Origin of the sequence: Breoghania sp. L-A4 (genome assembly GCF_003432385.1) — a bacterium.
Taxonomy (GTDB): domain Bacteria; phylum Pseudomonadota; class Alphaproteobacteria; order Rhizobiales; family Stappiaceae; genus Breoghania.
This window is the reverse complement of the sequence record NZ_CP031841.1, coordinates 4,055,071-4,079,195: the sequence shown is the minus strand read 5'-3', so window position 1 is coordinate 4,079,195 and position 24,125 is coordinate 4,055,071. Positions and strand designations below refer to the sequence as shown.

General features: G+C 65.2%; 16 protein-coding genes and 1 pseudogene. 11 read left to right on the top strand and 6 right to left on the bottom strand.

From position 1 onward, the window contains the following. Positions 1-84 precede the first annotated feature (84 nt). Positions 85-2,265, top strand: coding sequence for a glutamine synthetase III (locus D1F64_RS18685; protein WP_117414717.1), 2,181 nt, complete (start codon positions 85-87; stop codon positions 2,263-2,265). A gap of 536 nt (positions 2,266-2,801) precedes the next feature. Here D1F64_RS18685 and D1F64_RS18680 read toward each other — a convergent pair. The 3 genes from D1F64_RS18680 to D1F64_RS18670 all read right to left on the bottom strand — a co-directional run bounded on the left by D1F64_RS18680 (position 2,802) and on the right by D1F64_RS18670 (position 7,830). Beyond that, positions 2,802-5,870: an efflux RND transporter permease subunit gene (locus D1F64_RS18680; protein ID WP_117413643.1), complete on the bottom strand. Its 3,069-nt coding sequence runs from the start codon at positions 5,868-5,870 to the stop codon at positions 2,802-2,804. Positions 5,871-5,884: 14 nt separating this feature from the next. Further along, positions 5,885-6,982 (bottom strand): efflux RND transporter periplasmic adaptor subunit, encoded by a 1,098-nt coding sequence (locus D1F64_RS18675; RefSeq protein ID WP_162901643.1) that lies wholly within the window; start codon positions 6,980-6,982, stop codon positions 5,885-5,887. Positions 6,983-7,158: 176 nt separating this feature from the next. Further along, positions 7,159-7,830: a GntR family transcriptional regulator gene (locus D1F64_RS18670; protein WP_117413641.1), complete on the bottom strand. Its 672-nt coding sequence runs from the start codon at positions 7,828-7,830 to the stop codon at positions 7,159-7,161. Positions 7,831-8,251: 421 nt separating this feature from the next. Here D1F64_RS18670 and D1F64_RS18665 point away from each other — a divergent pair, with 421 nt between their 5' ends. The 9 genes from D1F64_RS18665 (at position 8,252) to D1F64_RS18625 (ending at position 19,005) form a co-directional block, all read left to right on the top strand. Continuing rightward, positions 8,252-9,028, top strand: a complete 777-nt coding sequence (locus D1F64_RS18665) for a class II aldolase/adducin family protein (protein ID WP_117413640.1) — start codon at positions 8,252-8,254, stop codon at positions 9,026-9,028. Positions 9,029-9,100: 72 nt separating this feature from the next. Further along, the gene (locus tag D1F64_RS18660; protein WP_117413639.1) at positions 9,101-10,648 is read left to right on the top strand and encodes an ABC transporter substrate-binding protein; all 1,548 of its coding nucleotides are present in this window, start codon (positions 9,101-9,103) and stop codon (positions 10,646-10,648) included. Between the two features lie 139 nt (positions 10,649-10,787). After that, positions 10,788-11,756 (top strand): ABC transporter permease, encoded by a 969-nt coding sequence (locus D1F64_RS18655; protein ID WP_117413638.1) that lies wholly within the window; start codon positions 10,788-10,790, stop codon positions 11,754-11,756. Then, positions 11,756-12,595 carry an ABC transporter permease gene (locus D1F64_RS18650; protein WP_117413637.1) on the top strand — a complete coding sequence of 280 codons (840 nt, stop codon included), beginning with the start codon at positions 11,756-11,758 and terminating at the stop codon, positions 12,593-12,595. The genes D1F64_RS18655 and D1F64_RS18650 overlap by 1 nt, the downstream gene beginning before the upstream one ends. 10 nt (positions 12,596-12,605) lie before the next feature. Beyond that, the gene (locus D1F64_RS18645) at positions 12,606-14,234 is read left to right on the top strand and encodes an ABC transporter ATP-binding protein (RefSeq protein WP_117413636.1); all 1,629 of its coding nucleotides are present in this window, start codon (positions 12,606-12,608) and stop codon (positions 14,232-14,234) included. A 61-nt stretch (positions 14,235-14,295) separates the two neighbouring features. Next, positions 14,296-15,744: an ArgE/DapE family deacylase gene (locus D1F64_RS18640; RefSeq protein ID WP_248304512.1), complete on the top strand. Its 1,449-nt coding sequence runs from the start codon at positions 14,296-14,298 to the stop codon at positions 15,742-15,744. Beyond that, on the top strand, positions 15,629-16,579 hold the full coding sequence (locus D1F64_RS18635; protein WP_248304799.1) for an NAD(P)-dependent oxidoreductase: 951 nt from the start codon (positions 15,629-15,631) through the stop codon (positions 16,577-16,579). Before D1F64_RS18640 ends, D1F64_RS18635 begins: the two co-directional genes overlap by 116 nt. 22 nt (positions 16,580-16,601) lie before the next feature. After that, positions 16,602-17,648: a histone deacetylase family protein gene (locus D1F64_RS18630; protein WP_117413634.1), complete on the top strand. Its 1,047-nt coding sequence runs from the start codon at positions 16,602-16,604 to the stop codon at positions 17,646-17,648. Position 17,649: 1 nt separating this feature from the next. Continuing rightward, the gene (locus D1F64_RS18625) at positions 17,650-19,005 is read left to right on the top strand and encodes an aspartate aminotransferase family protein (protein ID WP_117413633.1); all 1,356 of its coding nucleotides are present in this window, start codon (positions 17,650-17,652) and stop codon (positions 19,003-19,005) included. A 1,468-nt stretch (positions 19,006-20,473) separates the two neighbouring features. Here D1F64_RS18625 and D1F64_RS18615 read toward each other — a convergent pair. Both D1F64_RS18615 and D1F64_RS18610 read right to left on the bottom strand, forming a co-directional pair. After that, entirely contained in the window at positions 20,474-21,604 is a 1,131-nt protein-coding gene (locus tag D1F64_RS18615) for a M20/M25/M40 family metallo-hydrolase (protein ID WP_117413631.1), read from the bottom strand. 185 nt (positions 21,605-21,789) lie between these two features. Then, positions 21,790-22,848 (bottom strand): COX15/CtaA family protein, encoded by a 1,059-nt coding sequence (locus D1F64_RS18610; RefSeq protein WP_117413630.1) that lies wholly within the window; start codon positions 22,846-22,848, stop codon positions 21,790-21,792. Between the two features lie 269 nt (positions 22,849-23,117). Here D1F64_RS18610 and D1F64_RS18605 point away from each other — a divergent pair, with 269 nt between their 5' ends. Next, positions 23,118-23,330 carry a DUF2842 domain-containing protein gene (locus D1F64_RS18605; RefSeq protein WP_117414716.1) on the top strand — a complete coding sequence of 71 codons (213 nt, stop codon included), beginning with the start codon at positions 23,118-23,120 and terminating at the stop codon, positions 23,328-23,330. Between the two features lie 304 nt (positions 23,331-23,634). Here the strand turns inward: D1F64_RS18605 and D1F64_RS18600 are convergent. Continuing rightward, positions 23,635-24,054 (bottom strand): annotated as a pseudogene (locus D1F64_RS18600) (PaaI family thioesterase); the annotation flags it as partial. Between the last annotated feature and the right edge of the window lie 71 nt (positions 24,055-24,125).

Below are 24,125 nucleotides of genomic sequence, written 5' to 3'. Positions count from 1 at the left end.
CGCCGCGCGGCTGGCATGCGCATTGCTTAGCCAGGCGCAGGACTTCTGATCCGAATGCACCGGAAAACGTCAAAGGGAATGCTCATGAGCGGGAACGCTGCGCGGCTTAACGCCATTTCGTCGATTGTCTCGGCCCCGGACATCGTCTCGGGCATCGATTTCGTCTCCAGCCCCACCAGCAGCGTCTGGGGAGACAATGTTTTCAGTCTGAACGAGATGGCGAAGCGTTTGCCGAAGTCCACGTTCAAGTCGCTGAAGAAGACGATCACCTCGGGCGAGCAGCTCGACATCACCACCGCCGACGCGGTCGCCGAGGCGATGAAGACCTGGGCGCTGGGCAAGGGCGCGACCCATTACGCGCATGTGTTCTATCCGCTGACGGGTCTGACGGCGGAGAAGCACGATTCCTTCTTCGATCCCGACGGCGACGGCGGCACGATCGCGACGTTCGCCGGTTCCGCGCTGATCCAGGGCGAGCCGGACGGCTCCTCGTTTCCCAACGGCGGCATCCGCCAGACGTTCGAGGCGCGCGGCTACACCATCTGGGATGTGACCAGCCCCGCCTATATCATCGAGAACGTCAACGGCACGACGCTGTGCATTCCGACGGCGTTTGTCTCCTGGACGGGCGAGGCGCTCGACAAGAAGACCCCGGTGCTGCGCTCCATGCAGGCGCTCAACAAGCAGACCCAGCGGGTGCTGAAATTCTTCGGCACCGACGGTCCCTTCGTCTCCGCCACGGCCGGCGCCGAGCAGGAATATTTCCTGATCGACAACCACTTCTTCTATTCGCGTCCGGATCTTCTCGCCTGCGGCCGCGCGCTGTTCGGCTCGCCCCCGCCCAAGGGCCAGGAGTTCGACGACCACTATTTCGGCGCCATCCCCGAGCGCGTGCAGGCCTTCATGTTCGAGGTCGAGCGCGAGTGCTTCAAGCTCGGCATCCCGAGCAAGACGCGCCACAACGAAGTGGCGCCGGGCCAGTTCGAGATCGCGCCGGTGTTCGAATACGCCAATGTGGCCACCGATCACCAGCAGATGATGATGACCATCCTCAAGAAGGTCGCCACGAAGTACGGCATGGCCTGCCTGATGCACGAGAAGCCGTTTGCCGGCGTCAACGGCTCGGGCAAGCACGTGAACTTCTCCATGGGCTCGTCGGCCGCCGGCAACCTGTTCGATCCGGGCGACACGCCGGCCGAGAACGCGCAGTTCCTGGTGTTCTGCGCGGCGATGATCTCGGCGGTCTACAAGCACGCCAAGCTGCTGCGCGCCGTCGTCGCCTCGGCTTCGAACGACCACCGCCTGGGCGCCAACGAGGCTCCCCCGGCGATCATCTCGATCTTCCTGGGCGCGGAGCTCAACGAGATCATGGAAGCCATCGTCAACGGCGGCACCGTGAAATCCAAGAAGAGCTCGCTGTCCGTCGGCGTCGACGTGCTGCCGCCGATCCCCAAGCATTCGGGCGACCGCAACCGCACTTCGCCGATGGCCTTCACCGGCAACCGCTTCGAGTTCCGCGCCGTCGGCTCCTCGCAGTCGATCGCCGGTCCGATGGTGGCGCTGAACACCATCATGGCGGAAGCGCTCGACGAGGCGGCGACGATGCTGGAAGCCGCCGACACCGGCACGCCGGAGAAGCTGGGCAAGGCCGTGGCGGCCTACGTCAAGAAGATCTGGACGGAATGCTCGTCCGTCGTGTTCAACGGCGACGGCTATTCCGACGACTGGCACAAGGAGGCGGAAAGGCGCGGCCTGCCGAACCTCAAGACCACCGCGGACGCGCTGGGCGTCTATCTCGACAAGACCTACACGGACCTGTTCGAGAAATACGGCGTGCTGTCCGAGCGCGAGCTGCACTCGCGCTACGAGGTCTATGCCGAGCAGTACATCGCCTCGGTGAACGTGGAGAGCAACCTGGTCGTCGAGATGGCGAAGACGATGATCTTCCCCTCCGCGGTGCGCTACCAGGGCGAGCTCGCCGGCAGTCTCGCCGCCCTCAAGGCCATCGGCATCGAGGCCGATCATGACACCGTGCTGATGGTCACGGGCCTGATCAAGGACCTGCAGGACAGCGTCGCGGTGCTCGAGGACCTCAAGCACAAGGAGCATGAGACCGACGGCGTCCAGGCGCACAGCCTGTTCATCAAGGAGAAGATCCTGCCGCAGATGCTGGTGATCCGCGAGAAGGTCGATGCGCTGGAAGGCGTGGTCGCCGATAACCTCTGGCCGCTGCCGACCTTCCAGGAAATGCTGACCATCAAATAGGCGGTCTTTCGCCTCAACGACGATGAACGCCGGCCGGGGAGACCTGGCCGGCGTTTTATGTCTTGGGGACGGCTTCCAGCGGGTGCCGCGTGGCGCGCCCGGCGCTTCACGCTCGGATGTCATCCCCGAGAGGGCAAAGCCCGGGTCGGGGATCCAGTAACCACAGGTCTCGCAGACTGTGGGCGAAAGCCGGCTGCACGGGATGCTGGATCCCCGGGCAGGCCTGCGGCCTCCCGAGGATGACACCATGAGGGGACAGGGCTGATGACAACGGGGGGCGTCCCGGGTCTGCGAAGCGGCACTGCGCACCGCATCGCGCCCGGGATGACAGTCGAGGGCGCGCGGCGGTTGGCGAAGGTGTTCCGGTTGCCCATCCTTCGAGACGGCGCTTGCGCGCCTCCTCAGGATGACGTCATCGTGTTGATATCGTTATGAGATCACTACACACTCAACCTCATCCTGAGGTGCCCGCGCAAGCGGGCCTCGAAGGATCGGCGGCTGGCGCTGTCCATCCTTCCGGGCGACGCGCGCCCGCGTCACTCCGCCGGCTGTGCCACGGCGGGCGCCGGGGCTTCGGCGGCCGCGCGGTTGCGGGCGAACAGCGTGTAGGCGGTGGGGATGACGAAGAGCGTCAGCACCGTGCCGAAGCTCATGCCGCCGACGATCACCCAGCCGATCGCCTGTCGGCTTTCGCCGCCCGCGCCGTGGGCGAGCGCCAGGGGGATCGCGCCGCAGACCATGGCGCCGGTGGTCATCAGGATCGGGCGCAGCCGCAGGGCGGCGGATTCGATCACCGCGTCGCGCTTGCTCCGGCCTTCCTCCTGAAGCTGATTGGCGAACTGGACGATCAGGATGCCGTGCTTGGTGATTAGCCCGATCAGCGTGATCAGCCCGATCTGGCTGTAGATGTTCAGCGTCCCGCCGCTCCAGTGCATGGCGGCCAGTGCGCCGAGCATCGACAGCGGTACCGTCAGCATGATGATGAACGGGTCGACAAAGCTCTCGAACTGCGCCGCCAGCACCAGGTAGATGAAGCCGAGCGCCAGCACGAAGATGAACAGCAGGCTTGAGCCGGTCTGGCGGAATTCGCGCGAAATGCCGCCGTAGTCGGTGCGGGTGCTGGCCGGCAGGACGCTGCGGGCCGTCTGGTCGAGATACTCCAGCGCCTCGCCGAGCGAATAGCCCGGCGCCAGGTTGCCCGATATCTTCACCGCCCGGAGCTGATTGAACCGGTTCAGCTCCTTGGCCGAAACCGTCTCCTTGACCGTGATCAGGTTCGACAGCTGCACCATGGCGCCGTTCTGGCCGCGCACGTAGATGTCCTGCAGGTCGGCCGGGGTGCGGCGGTCGGTGGGGGCCACCTGCACCAGGACGTCGTATTGCTCGCCGTTCATGTTGAAGCGCGTCACCTGACGGCCGCCGAGCAGGGTCTCCATGGTGCGGCCGACGGCAAGCACGCCCGCGCCCACGTCGGCGACCCGGTCACGGTCGAGCGCCACCTCGATCTGCGGCTTGTTCAGCGTCAGGTCGCTGTTCATGTTGACGAGGTTCGGATTCTCCTCGATCGCGTCGAGAAACTGCTGCGTGTAGGCGTCGAGCTTCTCGTAGGGCTCGGCGGTGAGGATCAGGAACTCGATGGGCCGGGCGCGCGGGCTCTGGCCAAACGAGCCCGGGTTGTTGACCGAGGCGCGCAGGCCCGCGACCTGACGGACTTTCGGCTGCAGTTCCGCGCCGATCTCCATCTGGGTGCGCGCGCGGGTCTCCCACGGCTCGAGCTGCGAGAAGGACACGATGTCGGTGACTTCCGGCGATCCCGCGATCATGAAATAGGATTTCACCTCCGGCACCTTCGCCAGAAGCGCCTCGACCTGATCGCCGTAGCGGCTGGTGAAGTCGATGGTGGAGCCCTCGGGCGCGGAGCCGGTGAGGAACAGCACGCCGCGGTCCTCGAGGGGAGCGAGTTCGGATTTCAGGGTGGTCAGCATCATGTAGGAGCCGCCGCCCACCGCCAGCACCAGCGCCACGATCAGCCAGCGCGCCTTGAGCGACTGGATCAGCAGCCAGCGGTAGCCGGCGTTGAGCTCATTGAGCCCGTTCTCCAGCGCCTGCGAGACGCGGCCGCGCCTTTCGTGCGCGCGCATGAGCTGCGAACACATCATCGGGCTCAGCGTCAGCGCCACGAGGCCTGACATCAGCACGGCCGCGGCCAGGGTGAGGGCGAATTCGGTGAAAAGCTTGCCCGTGCGCCCCGGCGCGAAGGCCACCGGCGCGTAGACGGCGGCCAGCGTCAGCGTCATGGCGACGACGGCTCCGGAGATCTCCTGGATGCCGGTGATCGCCGCGCGCACCGGCTTGACGCCGTTCTCGATGTGCCGGTGGATGTTCTCCAGAACCACGATGGCATCATCGACCACCAGCCCGATGGCCAGCACCATGGCCAGCAGCGTCAGCGTGTTGATGGAGAAGCCCAGCGCGTACATCACCGTGCAGGCGCCGATCAGCGACACCGGAATCGTGACCAGCGGGATCAGCGTGGCGCGGATCGAGCGCAGGAAGAAGAAGATCACCAGCACCACCAGCACCACGGCTTCCGCGATTGTGGTGAACACCGCCTGGATCGAGCGTTCGATGAAGATCGACTTGTCGTAGGCGATCTGGGCGTTCATTCCGGCCGGCAGGTCGCGGCGGATGTCCGGCATCACCGCGTTCAGCGCATCGGAAACCTCCAGCGGATTGGCGGTGGCCTGCTTGTTGATGCCCAGGATCACCGCGTTGTCGCCGTTGAAACGGGTGGAGCGGCGCTCGTCCTCGGGACCGATTTCCACCCGCGCGACGTCGCCGATGCGCACGGAGAAGCCCGAGGCGTCCTTCAGCACGATGCGTTCGAACTGCGCGGTGGTGCTGAGGCCGGAGCGCGACAGAACGGTGAACTCGCGGTCAAGGCTCTCGATGCGGCCCGAGGGAACCTCGACGTTCTGCTGGCGCAATGCGGTCTCCACGTCCTGGACGGTGAGGTCGTAAGCCGCCAGCCGGGTGCGGTCGATCCAGATGCGCATGGCGTAGCGGCGCTCGCCGAAGATCCGCACCTCGGCGACGCCGGGCATGTTCTGCAGCCGGTCGCGGATGTAGCGGTCGGCGTAGTCCGACACTTCGATCGGGGTGGCCCGGTCGGAGGTGAGCGCCACGAAGATGATCGACTGGGCGTCGGCCTCCACCTTGGCGATGACCGGCTCGGAGACTTCCGCGGGCAGCCGGCCGCGCACGCGGCTGACGCGGTCGCGCACGTCGCTTGCGGCCACTTCCGGGTCGACCGACAGCAGGAAGCGCACGGTGATGCGGCTGGATTCCGGCCGCGAGCGCGACTCCAGCACCTCGACCCCGCCGATACCGGCGATCGAGCCTTCCAGCACCTGGGTGACCTGGGATTCGATGATCTGCGCGCTGGCGCCGGGATAGTCTGTGCGCACGGAGACGACCGGCGCGTCGATGTTGGGATATTCGCGCAAGGTGAGGCGGTCAAACGACACGAAGCCGAGCAGCAGCAGCATCAGGCTGACGACGGTCGCGAAAACGGGGCGGCGGACAAAAAACTCCAGAATGGTCATGCCATCAGCCTCCGTCAGGCGCCGCCGGGGCCGTCGACCACTTTGACGCTTGCGCCGTCGCGCAACAGCAATTGGCCCGCGGTGACGACGATATCGTCGCTCAGCAGACCGTCGCGGATCTCGACGGTTCCGGGCTGGCGCTGGCCGATGCTCACCGCCGTCTTCTCCGTCTTGCCGGAGCGGATGCGGTAGACATAGAGTTGGCCGCCGTCCTGGAACACGGCCGCCTCGGGCACCACCATCGCGCCGGGACGCTGATCGACGATGACGCGGATGCGGGCGAACAGGCCGGGCGACAGCCGTCCATCGGGATTCGGCACCTGGGCGCGCAGGCGGATCGCGCGGCCGCCCACGTCGACGATCGGGTCGATCGCGGTGATCTTGCCGGTGATCTGCTCGCCGGGCCGGGCGTCGACGGTGACATGCACCGGCAGTCCGATGACCAGCGCGGGCAGATAGGTCTCCGAGACCTGGAACTCGACCTTCAGCGGGTCGATGCTGGCCAGTTCGACGATGCGCTGGCCGGGGGTCACATAGGCGCCGGCGCTGATGGCCCGAAAGCCCACGACGCCCGCGAAGGGCGCGGTGATCCGCGTCTTCGCCAGATGCGCTTCGGCAAGCGCGAGGTCGACGTTCGCGGCGCGATAGCTGGCCGCGGTTTCGTCGCGGGCTCTCAGCGTGCCGCTGCCTTGCGCCGCGAGCTTGTCCGCGCGTTCGAAATTGCTTTTCGCCAGCTCGACGTCGGATCGGGACTTGTCGAGCTGCGCCTTGAGGATCTCGGCGTCGAGCTCGATCAGCACGTCGCCGGTCTTCACCGATTGCGCTTCCGTGAAGTGGATTTTCGCCACCCGGCCGGCGATTTCCGGCGCGACGATCACCGATTCATTGGCCACCAGCGTGCCGAAGGCGCGGATGTCCTCGACGATGGTGCCGACGCCGACTTCCGCGGTTTCCACCGCCACGCCGGGGCGCGTCTTTTCCGTGCCGGATGCCGTGGGAGAGGCTTCCGCCTCGTTCACCGTCTGCTGGGTACGGCTGAGATAGGTGACCCCGCCCGCCAGCGCCACAGCCAGAGCGACAGTGCCGATTGCCGGCCATCTTACCAACGGCATGTTCGGTTTTTCCATGGGCGAACCCGGGATTGAGCCGGGCGGAGGTCCGAACTCCCGGCTGCGCGGCGTTCCGCTTCTGGCAACATAGCGAGAGCCGGAAATGGTGACAAGATATCATCGGCGACGCGGGGAAATCGCCGGTTTCCCGCCGCTCTGCTGCGCTGTCGGCGGAACGCTCAGGCGCTGTCGCGCTCGATGCCGTCGAACAGCGTCACCACGGCATCCTGGGCGGCGGCGATGTGGTAGTGCAGGGCCTCGCGCAGCTCTTCGCGGTCGCCCTTCTTCAGCGCCTCGACGATCGGCACATGGGTCTCGGCGATGCGGTGCGGATCGTCGTAGAGCTTGCCGATCAGCGTGATCCCGGCGCGCAGTTCCATCGCCAGCCCGTCATAGACCTTCAGCAGCCGGGCGTTGCCGCTTGCCGTGCAGAGCATGCGGTGGAAGATGAAATCCTCGAAAATCTGGCTCTCGATGGAGCCTTCGTCCGCCAGCCGGTAAAGCGTCTCGATCTGACGCTCCAGACCGGCGATGTCGTCGGCCCCGACGCGGGTCAGCGCCAGGTCGGCGGCGTGCAGTTCCAGGCCGATGCGCAGCTCGTAGATGTCGCGCAGGTCGGCGGCGGTCAGCGTGCGCACGAAGAAGCCCCGCCGGGGGCTGAAGACCACAAGGCCCTGGCTTTCGAGCAGCCGCGCCGCCTCGCGCACCGGCGCCCGGCTGGTGCCGAACTCGCGCGACAATTGCAGCTCCGTCAGCCGCGCGCCGGGTTTCAACTGCCCGTTGACGATCGCCTCGGCGATCTGCCGCGCGATCTGCGTGACCAGGTCTGTCGTGGAAACGGTCAGGAACATGTCCGGGCGCCTTCGTTGTCTGCGGCCTCGCGCGCGGCGGGAGGTCGTCCATCCCGGGGCCGTTTCTCGCGCTTTGGCTGCGGAGGGAATCGCCCGCGAGCTGCCGGGGTGGGCGCAGGATGCCCCGAATCATTTCCCCCGTTCAAGTTTCTCACCCTCACCCTGTCGCCGGCACGAACGGCTGAAACGGTGCGAAAAACTGCGTCCCGGACCGTCGTGTTCCACTGCTGCCTTGAATATAGGCGCTGTGCAGATTGTCGACAATTGACAATTTGAGCGCGTGTGTGCTTGCTTGTCGGCTTGAGCGCCGGACCGGATCGCCTGGAGGGTCGTTTGCCGAAACTCCGCCCGGCCGGCCGAAGGTCACCACACGAATGGCGCGCCGGTTCTCATCCGGTCGCGCCGGTCAGGAAGCATATCGATGCGCGTTGAGACTCCGTCGTCCGCAGGCACGCAAGCCCGTCAGCCAGAAGAGCGGATCCAGCTTGCCGCGGCCTACCGTCTGATCGCCTATTTCAAGATGGACGACAGCATCTTCACCCACATCTCCGGCCGCGCGCCGGCGGATGAGGGCGAGCACGCCTTCCTGATCAACCCCTTCGGGCTGCGGTTTGACGAAGTGAAGGCGAGCGATCTCGTCACCGTCGATCTCAACGGCGACATCCTGCGCGACAGCCACGGCGCGGGCATCAACAAGGCCGGCTTCACCATCCATTCCGCGGTGCATGAGGCGCGGCCCGATGTGCACTGCGTGCTGCACACCCACACCGTGGCCGGCGTGGCGATCTCCTCGATGGAGGAGGGCATCCTGCCGCTCAATCAGTGGTCGCTGCAGTTCCATGACCGGCTCGCCTTCCACGACTACGAGGGCATCGCGCTGGACCTGGGCGAACGCGAGCGGCTGGTCGCCGATCTGGGCGATCGCAACGTCATGATCCTGCGCAACCATGGGCTGCTGACCTGCGGGCGCAGCGTCGGGGAGGCTTTCGCGCTGATGTACAACATGGAGCGCGCCTGCCGGGCGCAGCTCGCCATCATGTCGTCGGGCGGCACCCCGCGCAGGATCGATCCTGCGCTGGCCGAGAAGACCGCCCGCCAATACGAGCAATGGGACGCGCATCACGATGCCAACCGCGACCCGCAATGGGACGCCTTCCAGCGTCTCGCCATCAAGCACTACCCGGATCTGGTGACCTAGATCCTGGCACAAGCAAAGCACTCGGCGACAAGAGGCAAAAGCCCGTTCGCCGCCACCAGAGGGACATAAGCGATGCTGAAGAGAATGACGATACTTGCGGCGGGCCTGCTCGCCGCCACACTGGCTCACGCCGAGCCGGTGTCCGGCGGGCGCGCCAATGTGGTGATCCAGCCCGAGCCGCCCAGCCTGATGCTGGGACTGGTGCAGAACGGCCCCACGCAGATGGTCGCCGGCCAGATCTACGAGGGTCTGCTGCGCTACTCCACCAAGATGGAGCCGATGCCGCAGCTCGCGAAATCCTGGGAGATTTCCGACGACGGCATGACCTACACGTTCCACCTGCACGACAACGTCAAGTGGCACGATGGCGAGCCCTTCAGCTCCGCCGATGTGGTGTTCTCCGCCGATGTCTTCCTGCGCGAGACCCATGCGCGGCTGCGCGGATCGCTGTCGCATGTCGCCTCCATCGAGGCGCCGGACGCCAACACGGTCGTCTTCAACATGAAGGAGCCGTTCGGCCCGTTCATCGGCGTGTTCGAGGCCGGCACCATGCCGATGATCCCCAAGCACATCTACGAGGGCACGGACTACAAGGCCAATCCGGCCAACAACACGCCGATCGGCACCGGCCCCTTCAAGTTCAAGGAATGGGTCAAGGGATCGCACATCCTGCTGGTCAAGAACGAGGAGTACTACGAGGACGGCAAGCCCTATCTCGACGAGATCTACTGGCATGTCATCCCCGACGCCGCCTCGCGCGCCGTGGCCTATGAGACCGGCACCGTCGACATCCTGCCGGGCGGTTCCGTCGAGAACTTCGACGTCGGCCGCATCTCCGAGCTGCCCAACACCTGCGTCACCGACAAGGGCTGGGAATACTTCGGCCCGCACTCCTTCATGTGGCTGAACAACCGCGAGGGCCCGACCGCCGACAAGCGCTTCCGTCAGGCCGTCATGTACGCCATGGACCGTGAGTTCGCCCGCAGCGCGCTGTGGAACGGTCTGGGCAAGGTTGCCCAAGGTCCGGTGTCGTCCTCGACGAAGTTCTTCTCCGACGAGGGCACGTCCTACGAGCACAATCCGGAGAAGGCCAAGGCGCTTCTCAAGGACATGGGCTACGACGGCACCCCGGTGCGTCTGCTTCCCCTGCCGTATGGCGAGACCTGGCAGCGCTGGGCCGAGGCCGTGAAGCAGAACCTCGGCGAGGTCGGCATCCCGGTCGAGATCGTGGCGACCGACGTCGCGGGCTGGAACCAGAAGCTGGCCGAGTGGGACTACGACATGGCCTTCACCTACCTCTACCAATACGGTGATCCGGCTCTCGGCGTCTCGCGGACCTATGTGTCCACCAACATCGCCAAGGGTTCCCAGTGGAACAACGTCGAGGGTTACGAGAACCCGAAGGTCGACGAGCTCTTCGCCAAGGCGGCTCTCGCCGTCACCGATGCGGAGCGCCAGGCGATCTACACCGAGGTGCAGAAGATCCTCACCGACGATGTTCCGGTCGCATGGCTGCTCGAGCTCGGCTTCCCGACCATCACCCGGTGTTCGGTCAAGGACCTGGTGACGACGGCGATCGGCGTCAACGACGGCTTCAAGAACGCCTACATCGAGAAGTAGGCTGTCCTGTCATCCGGGCACGCGGGCCTGATGGTCCGCGTGCCGCCTCGTTCGGCCGCGCCTGTCCGCCTCGTCGCATTGAGCGGCGGGCCGGCCGGCGGGACGCGGTTTTGCCGATACCCGGCGCTGAAAGGGTCCGATGCTACGCTTTATCGCAATGCGCCTGGCGAAGGCGGTGGTCATCCTGCTCGCCATTCTCGTTCTGAACTTCTTCCTCATCCACGCCGCACCCGGCGATCCGGCGGCCGTCATGGCTGGCGAGGCGGGGGCCGCGGACGCGAAATTCATCGCTCAGCTGCGCGAGCAGTTCGGCCTCGACAAGCCGCTGCTGACCCAGCTTGGTCTGTATCTCGGCGGCGTCGTGCAGCTCGATCTCGGCTTCTCCTATCGCCAGCAGATGCCCGTGGCCGATCTGATCTTCGACCGGCTGCCCGCCACCGTGCTGCTGACCATGACGGCCTTCGTCATCTCCTTGCTGCTTGGCACCATTGCCGGCGTGCTGGCGTCGGCCCGCGTCGGCAAATGGTCGGACACGGCGATCTCCACCCTGGCGCTGCTGTTTTATGCGACCCCGCTCTACTGGGTGGCGCTGATGGCGGTGCTGGTGTTCTCGGTCTATCTCAACTGGCTGCCCGGCTTCGGCTACGTCACGGTGGGCGCCAATCACGAGGGCTGGCGCCGGGTCCTCGACATCGGCGAGCACCTGATCCTGCCGGCGGTCACGCTGGGGCTGTTCTTCATGGCGGTCTACATGCGCATGACGCGGGCCGCGATGCTCGAGGTCAGCCAGCTCGATTTCGTCAAGACGGCTCGCGCCAAGGGGCTCAAGCCCGGCATCATCCAGCGCCGGCACATCTTTCGCAACGCCATGCTGCCCGTCGTCACCCTGGCCGGTCTGCAGGCGGGCCAGCTTGTCGGCGGCGCGGTGCTCACCGAGACGGTGTTCGCCTGGCCGGGTATCGGCCGGCTGATGTTCGAGGCGCTGGCCCAGCGCGACTACAACGTGCTGCTCGGCGTGTTCTTCGTCTCCGCCGCCATGGTGCTGCTGTTCAACCTGATCACCGACATTCTCTACCGTGTCGTTGACCCAAGAATCCGGGTGTCGTGATGATGGACTTCTGGAAACGCTACAGCCGCAACCGCGGCGCGGTCATCGGCATCATCATCCTGGCGCTGGTCGTCGCGGTCGCCCTGCTGGCGCCGCTGCTGTTCCCCGCCTCGCCGTGGAAGATGGTGCAGCGGCCCTTCGTGCCGCCGCTCGACATGAACGCCTACCCGCTGGGCACCGACGCGCTCGGCCGCAACGTGGTCGCCGGGCTCGCCTATGGCGCGCAGGTGTCGCTGATGGTCGGTCTGGTCTCCACCGTGGTCGCGCTGCTGATCGGCATTCCCATCGGCGCGCTCGCCGGCTACTTCGGCGGCTGGATCGACGATGCGCTGATGCGCTTCACCGAGTTCTTCCAGACGGTGCCGAGCTTCGCGCTGGCCATCGTGCTGGTGGCCATCTTCGAGCCGAGCATCGAGTCGATCATCGCGGCGATCGCAATTGTCAGCTGGCCGCCGGTGTCCAGGCTGGTGCGCGGCGAGGTGCTGTCGCTGCGCTCGCGCGAATATGTCGAGGCCGCCGTGCTCTCGGGGCAATCGAGCGCTACGATCATCTGGCGCCAGATCCTGCCCAACACGCTGTCGCCGATCATCGTGCTGGCCTCGCTGATGGTGGCCACCGCGATCCTGCTGGAATCCTCGCTGTCGTTCCTCGGGCTCGGCGATCCGAACCTGATGTCCTGGGGCTACATGATCGGGGCTGCGCGCACCGTCATCCGCCAGGCCTGGTGGCTGTCGTTCTTCCCCGGCGTCGCCATCCTGCTCACCGTGCTGGCGCTCAACCTCATCGGCGAGGGCCTCAACGACGCCCTCAACCCCCGCCTCGCGCGGCGCGGCAAATAGGAGCGTGGCCATGACGACCCCCGTCCTGAGCATCGAAGGCCTGCGCATCTCCCTGCCCGAGGGCGCGGACCGTCCCTTCGCGGTCGATGACGTCAGCTTCGACCTGAACGCCGGCGAGATCCTGTGCATCGTGGGTGAATCCGGCTCCGGCAAGTCCATGTCGGCCAACGCCATGATGGGGCTGCTGCCCGATCTGGTGCGCCCGGTGGCGGGAAAAATCCTGTTCGACGGCATGGATCTTCTTCAGCTTTCCGAAACGGAGCTGATGGATCTGCGCGGCCGCCGCCTGGCGATGATCTTCCAGGAGCCCATGTCGGCGCTCAACCCGCTGATGCGCGTCGAGGACCAGATCTGCGAGGTGTTCGAGGCGCATGGTCTGCTGAGCCCGAAGGAGCGCCGCGCCCGCGCCATCGAGCTGCTCGACGAGGTCGGCATTCCCGAGCCCGCGAAGGCCGTGCGCGCCTATCCGTTCCAGTTGTCCGGCGGTCAGCGCCAGCGGGTGATGATCGCCATGGCGCTGGCGCTCGAGCCCGACATTCTCATCGCGGATGAGCCGACCACCGCGCTCGACGTGACCACCCAGGCCCAGATCCTGGAGCTTGTGCGCAACCTGCAAAAGCACCGCGGCATGGCGGTGATGTTCATCACCCATGATTTCGGCGTCGTCGCCGAGATCGCCGACAAGGTCGCGGTGATGCAGGAAGGCCGCATCGTCGAGGCCGGCACCGCCGAGGCCGTGCTCGACAATCCGCAGCATCCCTATACGCGCAAGCTGATCGCCGCCATTCCGACGCTGCGCATCGGCGCGGAAGAGGGCGAAGCACGCAAGAAGCGCCCGCGCATTCTCGAGGTCATCGGCCTGTACAAGACCTACCGCACCGGCGGCGGGCTGTTCTCCGGCCCCGCGCGCGTCGTCGAGGCCGTCAAGGACGTGAACCTGCGGCTGGAAGAAGGCGAGACGCTGGGTATTGTCGGGGAATCCGGATCCGGCAAGTCGAGCGTCGGGCGCTGTCTGGTGCGGCTGATGGATCCCGATCGCGGCAACGTGCTGCTGGCGGGCACCGACATGGCGCACCTGAAGGGCGAGGCACTGCGCGAGGCGCGCAAGGCCATCCAGATGATCTTCCAGGACCCCTATGCCTCGCTCAATCCGCGCGCCCGCGTCGGCCGCATCATCGCCGAAGGCCCCATGGCGCATGGCGAGTCGCGCGAAAAAGCCTATGCCCGCGCCGCGGACCTTCTGGAACTGGTGGGCCTCGACGCCTCCGCCATCGAGCGCTATCCGCATGAATTCTCCGGTGGTCAGAGGCAGCGCATCGGCATCGCCCGCGCGCTGGCGCTCGAGCCGCGGGTGATCATCGCCGATGAGGCGGTCTCCGCGCTCGACGTGTCCATCCAGGCGCAGGTGCTCGATCTGCTCGCCGAGCTCAAGCAGCGGCTGAACCTGTCGCTGGTCTTCATCACCCATGACCTGCGGGTCGCGGCCCAGATCTGCGACCGCATCGCGGTGATGCAGAAGGGCGTGGTGGTGGAGCAGGGCCCGGCGCGCGAGATTTTTGAGAACCCCCGCACGGCCTACACCCGCTCGCTGATCGAGGCGATCCCGGGCCGCGAGAAGGAATTGGCCGCCGCCGGCTGAGGCCGCGCCGCACCGAATTTTCCGGACCCCTTTGCGAAGACACCATGACCGGCGAGACCCCATGACCGAAGAGACATTGGCGCAACAGATCCTGGACGCCGTCGAGCAGGGATTTGACGCGCAGATCGCCTTTACCGAGGACCTGATCCGCTTTCCCTCGCTGCGCGGCGCGGAAAAGCCGGCGCAGGATTTCATCGGCAAGGCGCTTGAGGCGCGCGGCTACGCGGTCGACAGCTTCGTGATCGACGTGGACAAGATCCACGATCATCCAGGCTTCTCGCCGGTCGCGGTGGATTATTCCGAGGCCGTCAACGTGGTCGCCACCCACACGCCGCGTCAGGCCACCGGCCGATCGCTGATCCTCAACGGCCACATGGACGTGGTGCCCGAAGGCCCGCACGAGATGTGGGAGGTCTCGCCGCCCTGGGAGCCCAAATGCGAGGGCGACTGGCTCTATGGCCGCGGCGGCGGCGACATGAAGGCCGGGCTTGCGGCGAACATCTTCGCGCTCGACGCGCTGCGCCGGCTCGGCTTCCAGCCGGCGGCCAAGGTGCATGTGCAAAGCGTCGTCGAGGAGGAATGCACCGGCAACGGCGCGCTCGCCTGTCTCATTGAGGGCTATACGGCGGATGCGGCGATCATCCCCGAGCCCGAGGACGAGATGCTGGTGCGCGCCAACTGCGGCGTGCTGTGGTTCGAGGTGCATGTGGCGGGCCATCCGGTGCATGTGCGCGAGGCCGGCACCGGCGCCAACGCCATCGAGGCGAGCTTTCGCGTCATCGAGAGCCTCAAGGCGATGACCGAGGGCTGGAACGCGGAGAAGGTGAACTATCCGTATTTCGAGGACCTCGAGCACCCGATCAACTTCAACGTCGGCAAGATCGAGGGCGGCGACTGGGCGTCGACGGTGGCCGCCTGGTGCAAGCTGCAATGCCGCATTGCCATCTATCCCGGCGACGATCCCAAGATGCGCGCCGCACAGATCGAGGCGCATCTGGCGAAGGATCTCGCGGGCGACCCGTTCCTCGGCAACCGGCCGCCGACGATCACCTGGAACGGGTTTTTCGCGCGCGGCTATGTGCTGGAGGAGGGCAGCGACGCGGAAGCGGCGCTCGCGGACGCGCATCGCCGCGCCACCAGCCAGGAACTCGAGAGCTTCGTGACGCCGGGCTATCTGGACGCCCGCGTCTTCGTTATCTACGCGGACATGCCGTGCCTGGTCTACGGCCCGATCACCGAGAACATCCATGGCTTCGACGAGCGTGTCTCGCTGTCGTCGATCAAGCGGGTGACCGGGGCCATCGCGCTGTTCATCGCCGAGTGGTGCGGGCTGGAGCCGATCGTACCGCAAGCCGACGCAGAGGGGACGGCCGCGCATGACGGGTACCGCCCCGATCGAGGGGGTCTATCTCAGCGCCACGCTCGACATCGAGCAGCACATCGGCGCCGCCTTCGACGCGCATCGCGGCGCGATCCGGCTGCGGCGTCCCGAGGACATCGACGACCCTAAGGCCGTCCGCTTCGCCGTCGCCTGGCAGCCGTCCGACTTCGCCTTCGAGCGCTATCCCAACGTGAAGATGGTGGCGTCGATCGCCGCCGGCGTCGACAGCATCGTCAACTGTCCAAGCCTGCCGGATGACGCTGTCGTCACCCGGGTGCGCGACGACAGCCAGGGCGATCTGATGGCCGGCTTCGCCGCCTGGCACGTGATCTGGCATCACCGCGCGATGCAGGTGCATCTGGACGCGCAGGCGCAAGGCCGCTGGCGGCGGCAGCGCTTCGACAATGTCGTCCGCCCGCGCGACTGTCCCGTCGGCATTCTCGGCTTCGGGCTGATGGGCCGCGCCGTGGCGCGCGCCGTCACCGGTATGGGCTTTCCCGTCATCGCCGCCGTGCGCAGCGCGCCCAAGGGCGAGGCGATGCCCGGCGTCAGCTTCGAGACGGGTCCTGGATCGGCCCAACGCACCGCGGCGCGCGCGCGGATGCTGATCAACGTGCTGCCGCTCACCGAGGCCACGCGCGATATTCTGAGCGCCGGTCTTTTCGACCAGATGCCGATGGGCGCGGTGCTGATCCAACTGGGCCGGGGCGAACATCTGGTGGAGGCGGATCTCGACGCGGCGCTCGACAGCGGCCGGCTGTCCGCCGCCTCGCTCGACGTCTTCCGCCGGGAACCCCTGCCACCGGAGCATCCGTGGTGGCGCGATCCGCGCATCCTGATCACGCCGCATCAGGCCAGCGACACCGCGCCGGAGCTGGTGGCGCGCCAGATCGCGCGCGCAGTGCACGAGGTGATGGACGGGCGGACGCCGGACACCGCCGTTGACCGCGCCAGCGGCTATTGACTTCACGAACGGGACGCCATCCATGAAAGCGATTTTCGACGAACGTCAGCTCAAACACACGCCTCAGCGGTATTTCCGCCGCGGCGCCTATATCCCGCATCCCGAGCAGGCGGAGCGCGCCATCCTGATCCGCGACATGCTTCTGGCCAACGGTTTCCCAATCGAGGCGCCGCAGGACTACGGCGATGCGCCGATCAAGGCGGTGCACGACGCGGGCTACGTGGACTTCTGGAAGGACGCCTATGAGCGGTGGGTCGCGGAAGCCGGCGACGCCGAGCCGATCCCGACCTATCATCCGGGCCGCCGCGCCGGGCGGCGTTCGGACTCCATCTACGGCCAGCTCGGCTGGTACGCGACCGACACCTCGGTGCCGCTGACGGCGGGCACCTGGGAGGCGATCTACTGGTCGGCCCAGACGGCGATCGAGGCTGCGGCGCGGGTGATGGCCGGCGAGCGCATGGTCTACGGCCTGTCGCGACCACCGGGGCACCACGCGCTGCATGATGCGGCCAACGGCTTCTGCGCCTTCAACAACGCGGCCGTCGCCGCTCAGAAGCTGCGCGAGAAATTCGCCAAGGTCGCGGTTCTCGATATTGATACGCATACCGGCAACGGCACGCTTGATATTTTCTATGAACGCGGCGATGTGTTCCTGTGCTCGCTGCATGTCGATCCGGCGGTTTATCCGACCTATTATCTCGGCTATGCGGACGAGTGCGGCGCGGGCGAAGGCGAGGGCGCGACCCTCAATCTGACGCTGCAGCCGGGCTGCACCGAGGAGAGCATTCTGGAGCGCTTCCGCGAAGGGCTTGCGGCGATTACGGAATTCGGCGCGGAAGCGCTGGTGGTCTCGCTGGGCTTTGACATGGCGAATGACGATCCGTTGTCCGAAGTGAAGATGACGGGCGCGGGTTTCGAGATCATGGCGCGCGAGATCGTGCGCATGGGCCTGCCCACCGCGCTGATCCAGGAAGGCGGCTATCTCGGCCCCTCGCTTGCGAAAAACGCCGAAATCTACCTGACGGCCAGCCGGGACGAGCTGGCGAAGACCGAGCCCGTTGAGGTTTAAGATGAGCCAATTGCCGAATTCCATCGAGGCGCGCGATATCGCCTTCCAGATGCATTCCTACACCGATGCGCGCCGCCACGAAGAGATGGGCCCGCTGGTCATCGAGAAGGGCGAGGGCATCTACGTCACCGACAATCACGGCAAGCGCTACATCGAGGGCATGTCGGGCCTGTGGAGCGTGGCGCTCGGTTTTGGCGAGAAGCGCCTTGTCGAGGCCGCCACGCGGCAGATGGAGACGCTGCCCTACTACCACACGTTCACGCACAAGTCGCACGGGCCTTCCGTGGAGCTGGCGGAAAAGCTGATCGGCATGGCGCCGGTGCCGATGTCCAAGGTGTATTTCACCAACTCCGGCTCGGAAGCCAACGACACCGCGATCAAGCTGATCTGGTACCGCTCCAACGCGCTGGGCCAGCCCGAGCGCAAGAAGATCATCTCGCGCGTGAAGGGCTATCACGGCGTGACGCTGGCCTCGGCCAGCCTCACCGGCCTGCCCAACAACCACCGTTCCTTCGATCTGCCGATCGCCGGCATCCTGCACACCACCTGCCCGCACTACCGCACGATGGCGCGCGACGGTGAGGACGAGGCGGCCTTCGCGAAGCGCTGTGCGCAGGATCTGGAAGACATGATCCTGGCCGAGGGTCCCGAGACCATCGCCGCCTTCTTCGCCGAGCCGGTGATGGGCGCTGGCGGCGTGATCGTGCCGCCGGACGGCTACTGGGAGGCCGTGCAGCCGGTCTTGAAGAAATACGGCATTCTCTTCGTCGCCGACGAGGTGATCTGCGGCTTCGGACGCACCGGCGAGATGTTCGGCACCACCACCTACAAGCTGCAGCCGGACATGATGACGCTCTCCAAGCAGCTTTCGTCCTCCTACGTCCCGATCTCGGCCCTTCTGGTCAACGACACCGTCTATCAGCCGATCGCCGATGAATCCCATCGCATCGGCGTGCTCGGTCACGGCTATACCGCCAGCGGCCACCCGGTGGCCTCGGCCGTTGCGCTGGAGAACCTGAAGATTATCGAGGAGCGCGATCTGCTCGGCCATGTCAAGGACATCAGCCCGCGCTTCATGAGCCGGCTCACGGGGTTGCTCACGCATCCGCTGGCGATCGAGACCCGCGGCATCGGCCTGATCGGCGCCGTCGAGGTGTCCCATGAGGCCTTCGCCGCAACGCCCGGCGCGCTGGGCGGCAAGATGAACCTGGAAATGCAGGAACGCGGCCTGATCTCGCGCAACATGGGCGACGCGCTGGCCTTCTGCCCGCCGCTGATCACCACGGAAAAGCAGATCAATGAGATCTTCGACATCGCCGAAGCCTCGCTCGACGCGGTCGCCAAGGCGGTCGGCTGAGGGGAGCGGTTTCCGCTCGATGGTGTTGCTGCGTCTGGGCCCCACCGAATGCGGTGCAATGAGGGCTCAGACAATGCGCCAGGCGCTCGTTCCGAAAGAACTTGTTTCCTTTAAAAAATGAGGATGCTTGTTATCGGCCGATTGTCAACTTAGCGCTTTAAGCGTGTTTTCATTCAATGCGATTGGCTCGCAGGATCGTTCAAGAGGTGGCGTCATGAATGAATGAGTAAGTATGGATAATTCGACATTATTTATTTAGTATGAGCAGCAAATCTGATGTTAAAATTAGCTTATTTTATAAATGTACCGCTTTTTAAGTTTCCATCTACACTGATGCTTTCTTTAATTTTCTTAATGAATTCCAATACAATATTTTATCTATTAATCGTAATCCCGATAATATTTTTGTTTGAGCTCATTTTTAGTAGAATAATTGAATTGTATTGCATTGATGGAGGTGTAGTTCGTAAGTACAACGTCACATTTTATTTTGTATTATTTATAATTTCTTTATCTTTTTGGATATCTGTAACTGTCTTGGAATATAAATATTCCTCTTTTTCATATATTGTTAGTTGGCTTCCTGTATTCTTCGTTTTAATGCTTCATAATCTCTTTAAGGGTGCACAAGTATTCGTTCATTCGAGCGATCTGGCACGAAATCGAAAATTCCTGGGGATGTTCAAATACGGTCGGGTTATAGATGCGTCCGCTCCGGGTGAATTGCGTATCGGCGACAAGATCGGTCTGGCTTTGGTCGCATTTATTCTCCCTGTGCTTTATATAATTTCGTTCGCTCCGGTTCTGTTACGTGCCAACGGAATCATGCCGCCATATTGGGAGAGTGTTGGTGGGGCGTCGTTTCTTTTTTTCGTCGTTCCTCTTTTTATTTTTAACTATTATACTATGATAATTTTTCTTGTGATGTCGCGCGGACGTTACGAATACTACAAGTGAATAAGAGTTTTATTCTGTGTGAATGCCCCCGGTTTGTCATCAACGCTGTTTCCCACCCCGATTGTCACCCCGGCCCCCGAGCCGGGGCCTACTCTGGTCTCTGCTTGTTGAGGCGCTTGCGGGTTTGGTGGTGAGGCACGAGCTTACGCACAAACGTCCTCATTCGCCGAGCGGCATAGTGGGCCCGGGTCAAGCCCGGGGTGACAATCGGGGAGGAGGGTCCCCGCTCTCCGCTTCGCTGCGGCGGGGAGGGCGCCGGGGCGTGGCGACTGCCTGGCATGGCACGCCCCTCGCCATCTCATCCGTGTCATCCCCGAGAGGGCGAAGCCCGGGTCGGGGATCCAGTACCCACAAGCCTCACGGACCGCGTGCCGGCGCTGGCCGCACGGACTACTGGATCCCCGGGAAGGCCTGCGGCCTCCCGAGGATGACACCGCGTGGGAGTGGCGTTGCCCAATCCGGTCATCCAGCGAGCCGCTCCGCAGGCGCCCCTCTCTGCAATGACGCCCTCTTACGCCAGCCTCAGCAGCATGCCGGCGATGAGTTTCGCGCGCTCAGCCAGGCTGTCGATCTCGATGTGCTCGTCCAGCGTGTGCAGGCCCTTGCCGCGCACGCCGATGGAATCCAGCGTCGGGATGCCCAGCGCGCCGGTGAAATTGCCGTCCGACCCGCCGCCGGCGCTCTCATGCGTGAGGTTGAAACCGATATCGGCGGAAATCTCCCGCGCGACCTCGTAGAGCGCCAGCGTGCCGGCGTCCGGCTCCCACACGGGCCGGGTCACGCCGCGCGTCACCTCCGTTGTCACGCCGTTCTCCTCGCCCGACAGCGCCAGCATGCGCTGCACGCCCGCGTCCAGATCGGCCTGCCGCTTGGCCATGGAGAGCACTTCCGCGTCGCAGGACGAGGAGACGCAGTTGACCCACTGGCCCGCGTGCACGACGCCGACGGAGAAGGTGCAGTCTTCCTCGGTCATCGCCTCGATCTCGAGGATCTTCTTCGCCATGGCGGCGATGGCCGAGCGGCCGTCCTTCAGCGCCCAGCTCGCGTGCGCCGGCCGGCCGGTGGTCTTCACGTTGAAGCGCGCGATGGCGTAGCGCCCGGTCACCGCGCCGCCGCCGGCGCAGGCGGGTTCGGGCACCAGCACGTATTTGTTCGCCTTGGCCTCTTCCTCGATCAATTCGCGGGTGCTCGGCGTGCCCACTTCCTCGTCCGGCGTGAAAAGCACAGTTATGGGCAGCGGCGTCTCCAGCCCCGCGCGGGCCAGTTGCCGGATGGCTTCCAGCGCGCAGTAGTTGCCGCCCTTCATGTCCATGATGCCGGGGCCGTAGCAGCGGCCGTCCTCGATGCGCCACGGCAGCACGTCCAGCGTGCCGATGGGGTGCACGGTATCGAGATGCCCGCTGATTAGCACGCCGGGATTGCCGGAATTCTTGTGCGGAAAGCGCGCCCGCACCGATCCGCCAAATCCCATGGTTCCGGGTATCCGGTCGATGGTTGCGCCGGCGGCGGCCATCTCGGATGCGGCCAGATCCATCATCCGGTCGACGGCGGCTGCATCGAAGGTGGGGCTTTCGCATTCCACCCAGGGCCTCAGCCCCGCGAGCATGGCGTCGGCGTCGAACGGCAGGTCTTTGTAGGTCACGAAAGGGCGTCCCGGATTGTCTGAGGTATCGCGATGGTAGCGGCGGGCCGGACGCGATACAAGGCGCGATCAGGAGCGCGAAGCTTCTGGAAAGACTGACGCTTTCGCGCAAGCATGCCGGCACCCGCGTGGACGCTGCCGGCGGATTGGATCACCTCGGGGAGCTGCGCGCCGGGCGCGCTGTGCTATCGCGCCTTCGACAACGCTTGTGCGTGCACCACCAGCATGCCGAGCACGGCGACGGCCAGCGCCTGATGGGCCAGCGCGAACCAGAAGGGCACGACGAGCAGCAAGGTGGCGATGCCGAGAACCGCCTGCGACGTCACCGCCATGAAGGCGCCCATGGCCCGTTTGGCGTGGCCAGGGCTGCGGCGGCGCACATCGATCAAGTGCGCCAGCGCGCAGGCGAACAGCACATAGGCGCCGATCCGGTGCTGGAACTGCACCAAGGTGATGTTCTCAAAGAAATTCCGCCACGCGGGCTCGAGCATCAGCAGCCCCGACGGCACCAGCTCGCCATCCATCAGCGGCCAGGTGTTGTAGGTCAGCCCGGCGTGCAGCCCGGCCACGAGCCCGCCCAGAAAGACCTGCGCCAATCCGAGCACCACGAGGAGGATGGCGACACCGGCCTGGCCGCGGGCCGCAGGCTCGCTGGCGCGCTGTGGCGCCAGCCCGCGCGCCAGCCACAGCGCCCAGGAGAAAATCAGGCAGGCGATGGTCAGATGGATCGCCAGCCGGTACTGGCTGACGTCGACCCGGTCGACAAGCCCCGAGCTCACCATCCACCATCCGATGCCGCCCTGCAGTCCGCCGAGCAGAAACAGCCCCACCAGCCGCGGCTTCAGCTTCGGCTCGATCTGGCCGCGCGCCCAGAACCACACCAATGGGACGAAGAACGCCACGCCGACAATCCGCCCCAGCAGCCGGTGCGCCCATTCCCACCAGAAGATGAACTTGAACTCACTGAGCGTCATGCCCTTGTTGATCTGCTCATACTCCGGAATCTGGCGGTATTTGGCGAATTCCTCCTGCCATTCGGCCTCGCCGATCGGCGGAATGGCGCCGTGGATCGGCTTCCATTCGGTGATCGAAAGGCCTGAATCGGTCAGCCGTGTCGCTCCGCCGACAACCACCATGGCGAAGACCAGCAGGCAGATGCCGTAGAGCCACCAGCGGATCTGGCGCCGGCTGCGCAGGGCGCGCTCGGTGGGGTAGGGCGGGGTATACAGCGCGGCGTCGGTCATGGATCTCTCGCAAACGATCTCGGGCGATCATACTCCCATCTCCGCGGCCGGGGACAAGAGCCGTGAAACAGACCCTGCGCGGATAGCGCGTCGCCGCGCGCCGCACAAGCGCGCCGCAGCCGCCAGGCGGACCGCATGCGCGCGACATAGCGCCACGGCGGGGCCTTGCGAGGGACGATTTTCGCTCGACAAGCCCGTCCATCTTGCTATGCACGGGCCAAAGCGCGGCGGCCACGCGCGGCACGGCACGAACACGCAAGGACCTGACCATGATTCCGCCCCTCAAGCGACTCTTCGGAACGATCGTGCTGGTGGTTTTCGTGGTCGTCTATGCCTTCCTCGCCATGGTGATCGGCGACATGAGCCTGCAGCAGTCCTCCACCCCCGTGAAGCTGATCTATTACGCCATCGCCGGCCTGATCTGGATCGTCCCCGCCGGCGCCATTATTTCCTGGATGTACCGCGCGCCAAAAGAAAAATAGCCCGGCGTTCCGGGATGGGGCGGGGGCGCTGTTCTGCCATGAGCGTGTGCCCATGCGGCTGGACAGCGAGGCCGCGGGATGGCGCATGGATCCTCGGCACAAGGCCGAGGATGACGAGGCGGGTAGATTTATTCATGAAAAACAACGACCTTCGTCATCCTCGGCCTTGTGCCGAGGATCCATGCGGTGGCACCCTGCATCATTTCGTGTCCGCCGCTTCGGCGCCAGCAGAAGCGGCTTTGCAACCAACATGCGGGACCCGTCGCACCGCAAGGCGCACGCGCCTTCCGCCTCCGCCGTCACCGGGCGGGATCGAGTAGGTCGCGGTGGCGTGCGCGACCAGATCCTCCATGCCTTCCGTGGCGATGGCGCATTCGGTGACCGCCAGCCGCTTGCCGAGCTTCAGAAGCCGGCAGGTGCCGAGCAGGTCGCCCGGCTCGGGCTTTCTCAGGAAATTGATGTTGAGGTTGGTGGTCACCGCCAGCGCCACGGGACCGATATGCGCCATGATCGTCACATAGGCCGCCAGATCCGCGAGCGCCATCATGGACGGGCCCGAAACGGTCCCGCCGGGCCGCAGATGCATCTCGCTGGCGGACAGACGCACGACGGCCTGACCTTGCGTGATGCTGTCGATGGCATAGACGCGCCCGCCGGCGTGGATCTGCGGAAACTCCCGATCCAGAAACGTCGATACGTCTTCAGCACTCATCACGGGTGTCATACGGCTTGCCCTCCGGTCGCGAGACCACTCCCCTGATCCCGTAGATGTTTCTCTTGCAAATTACGTATCCG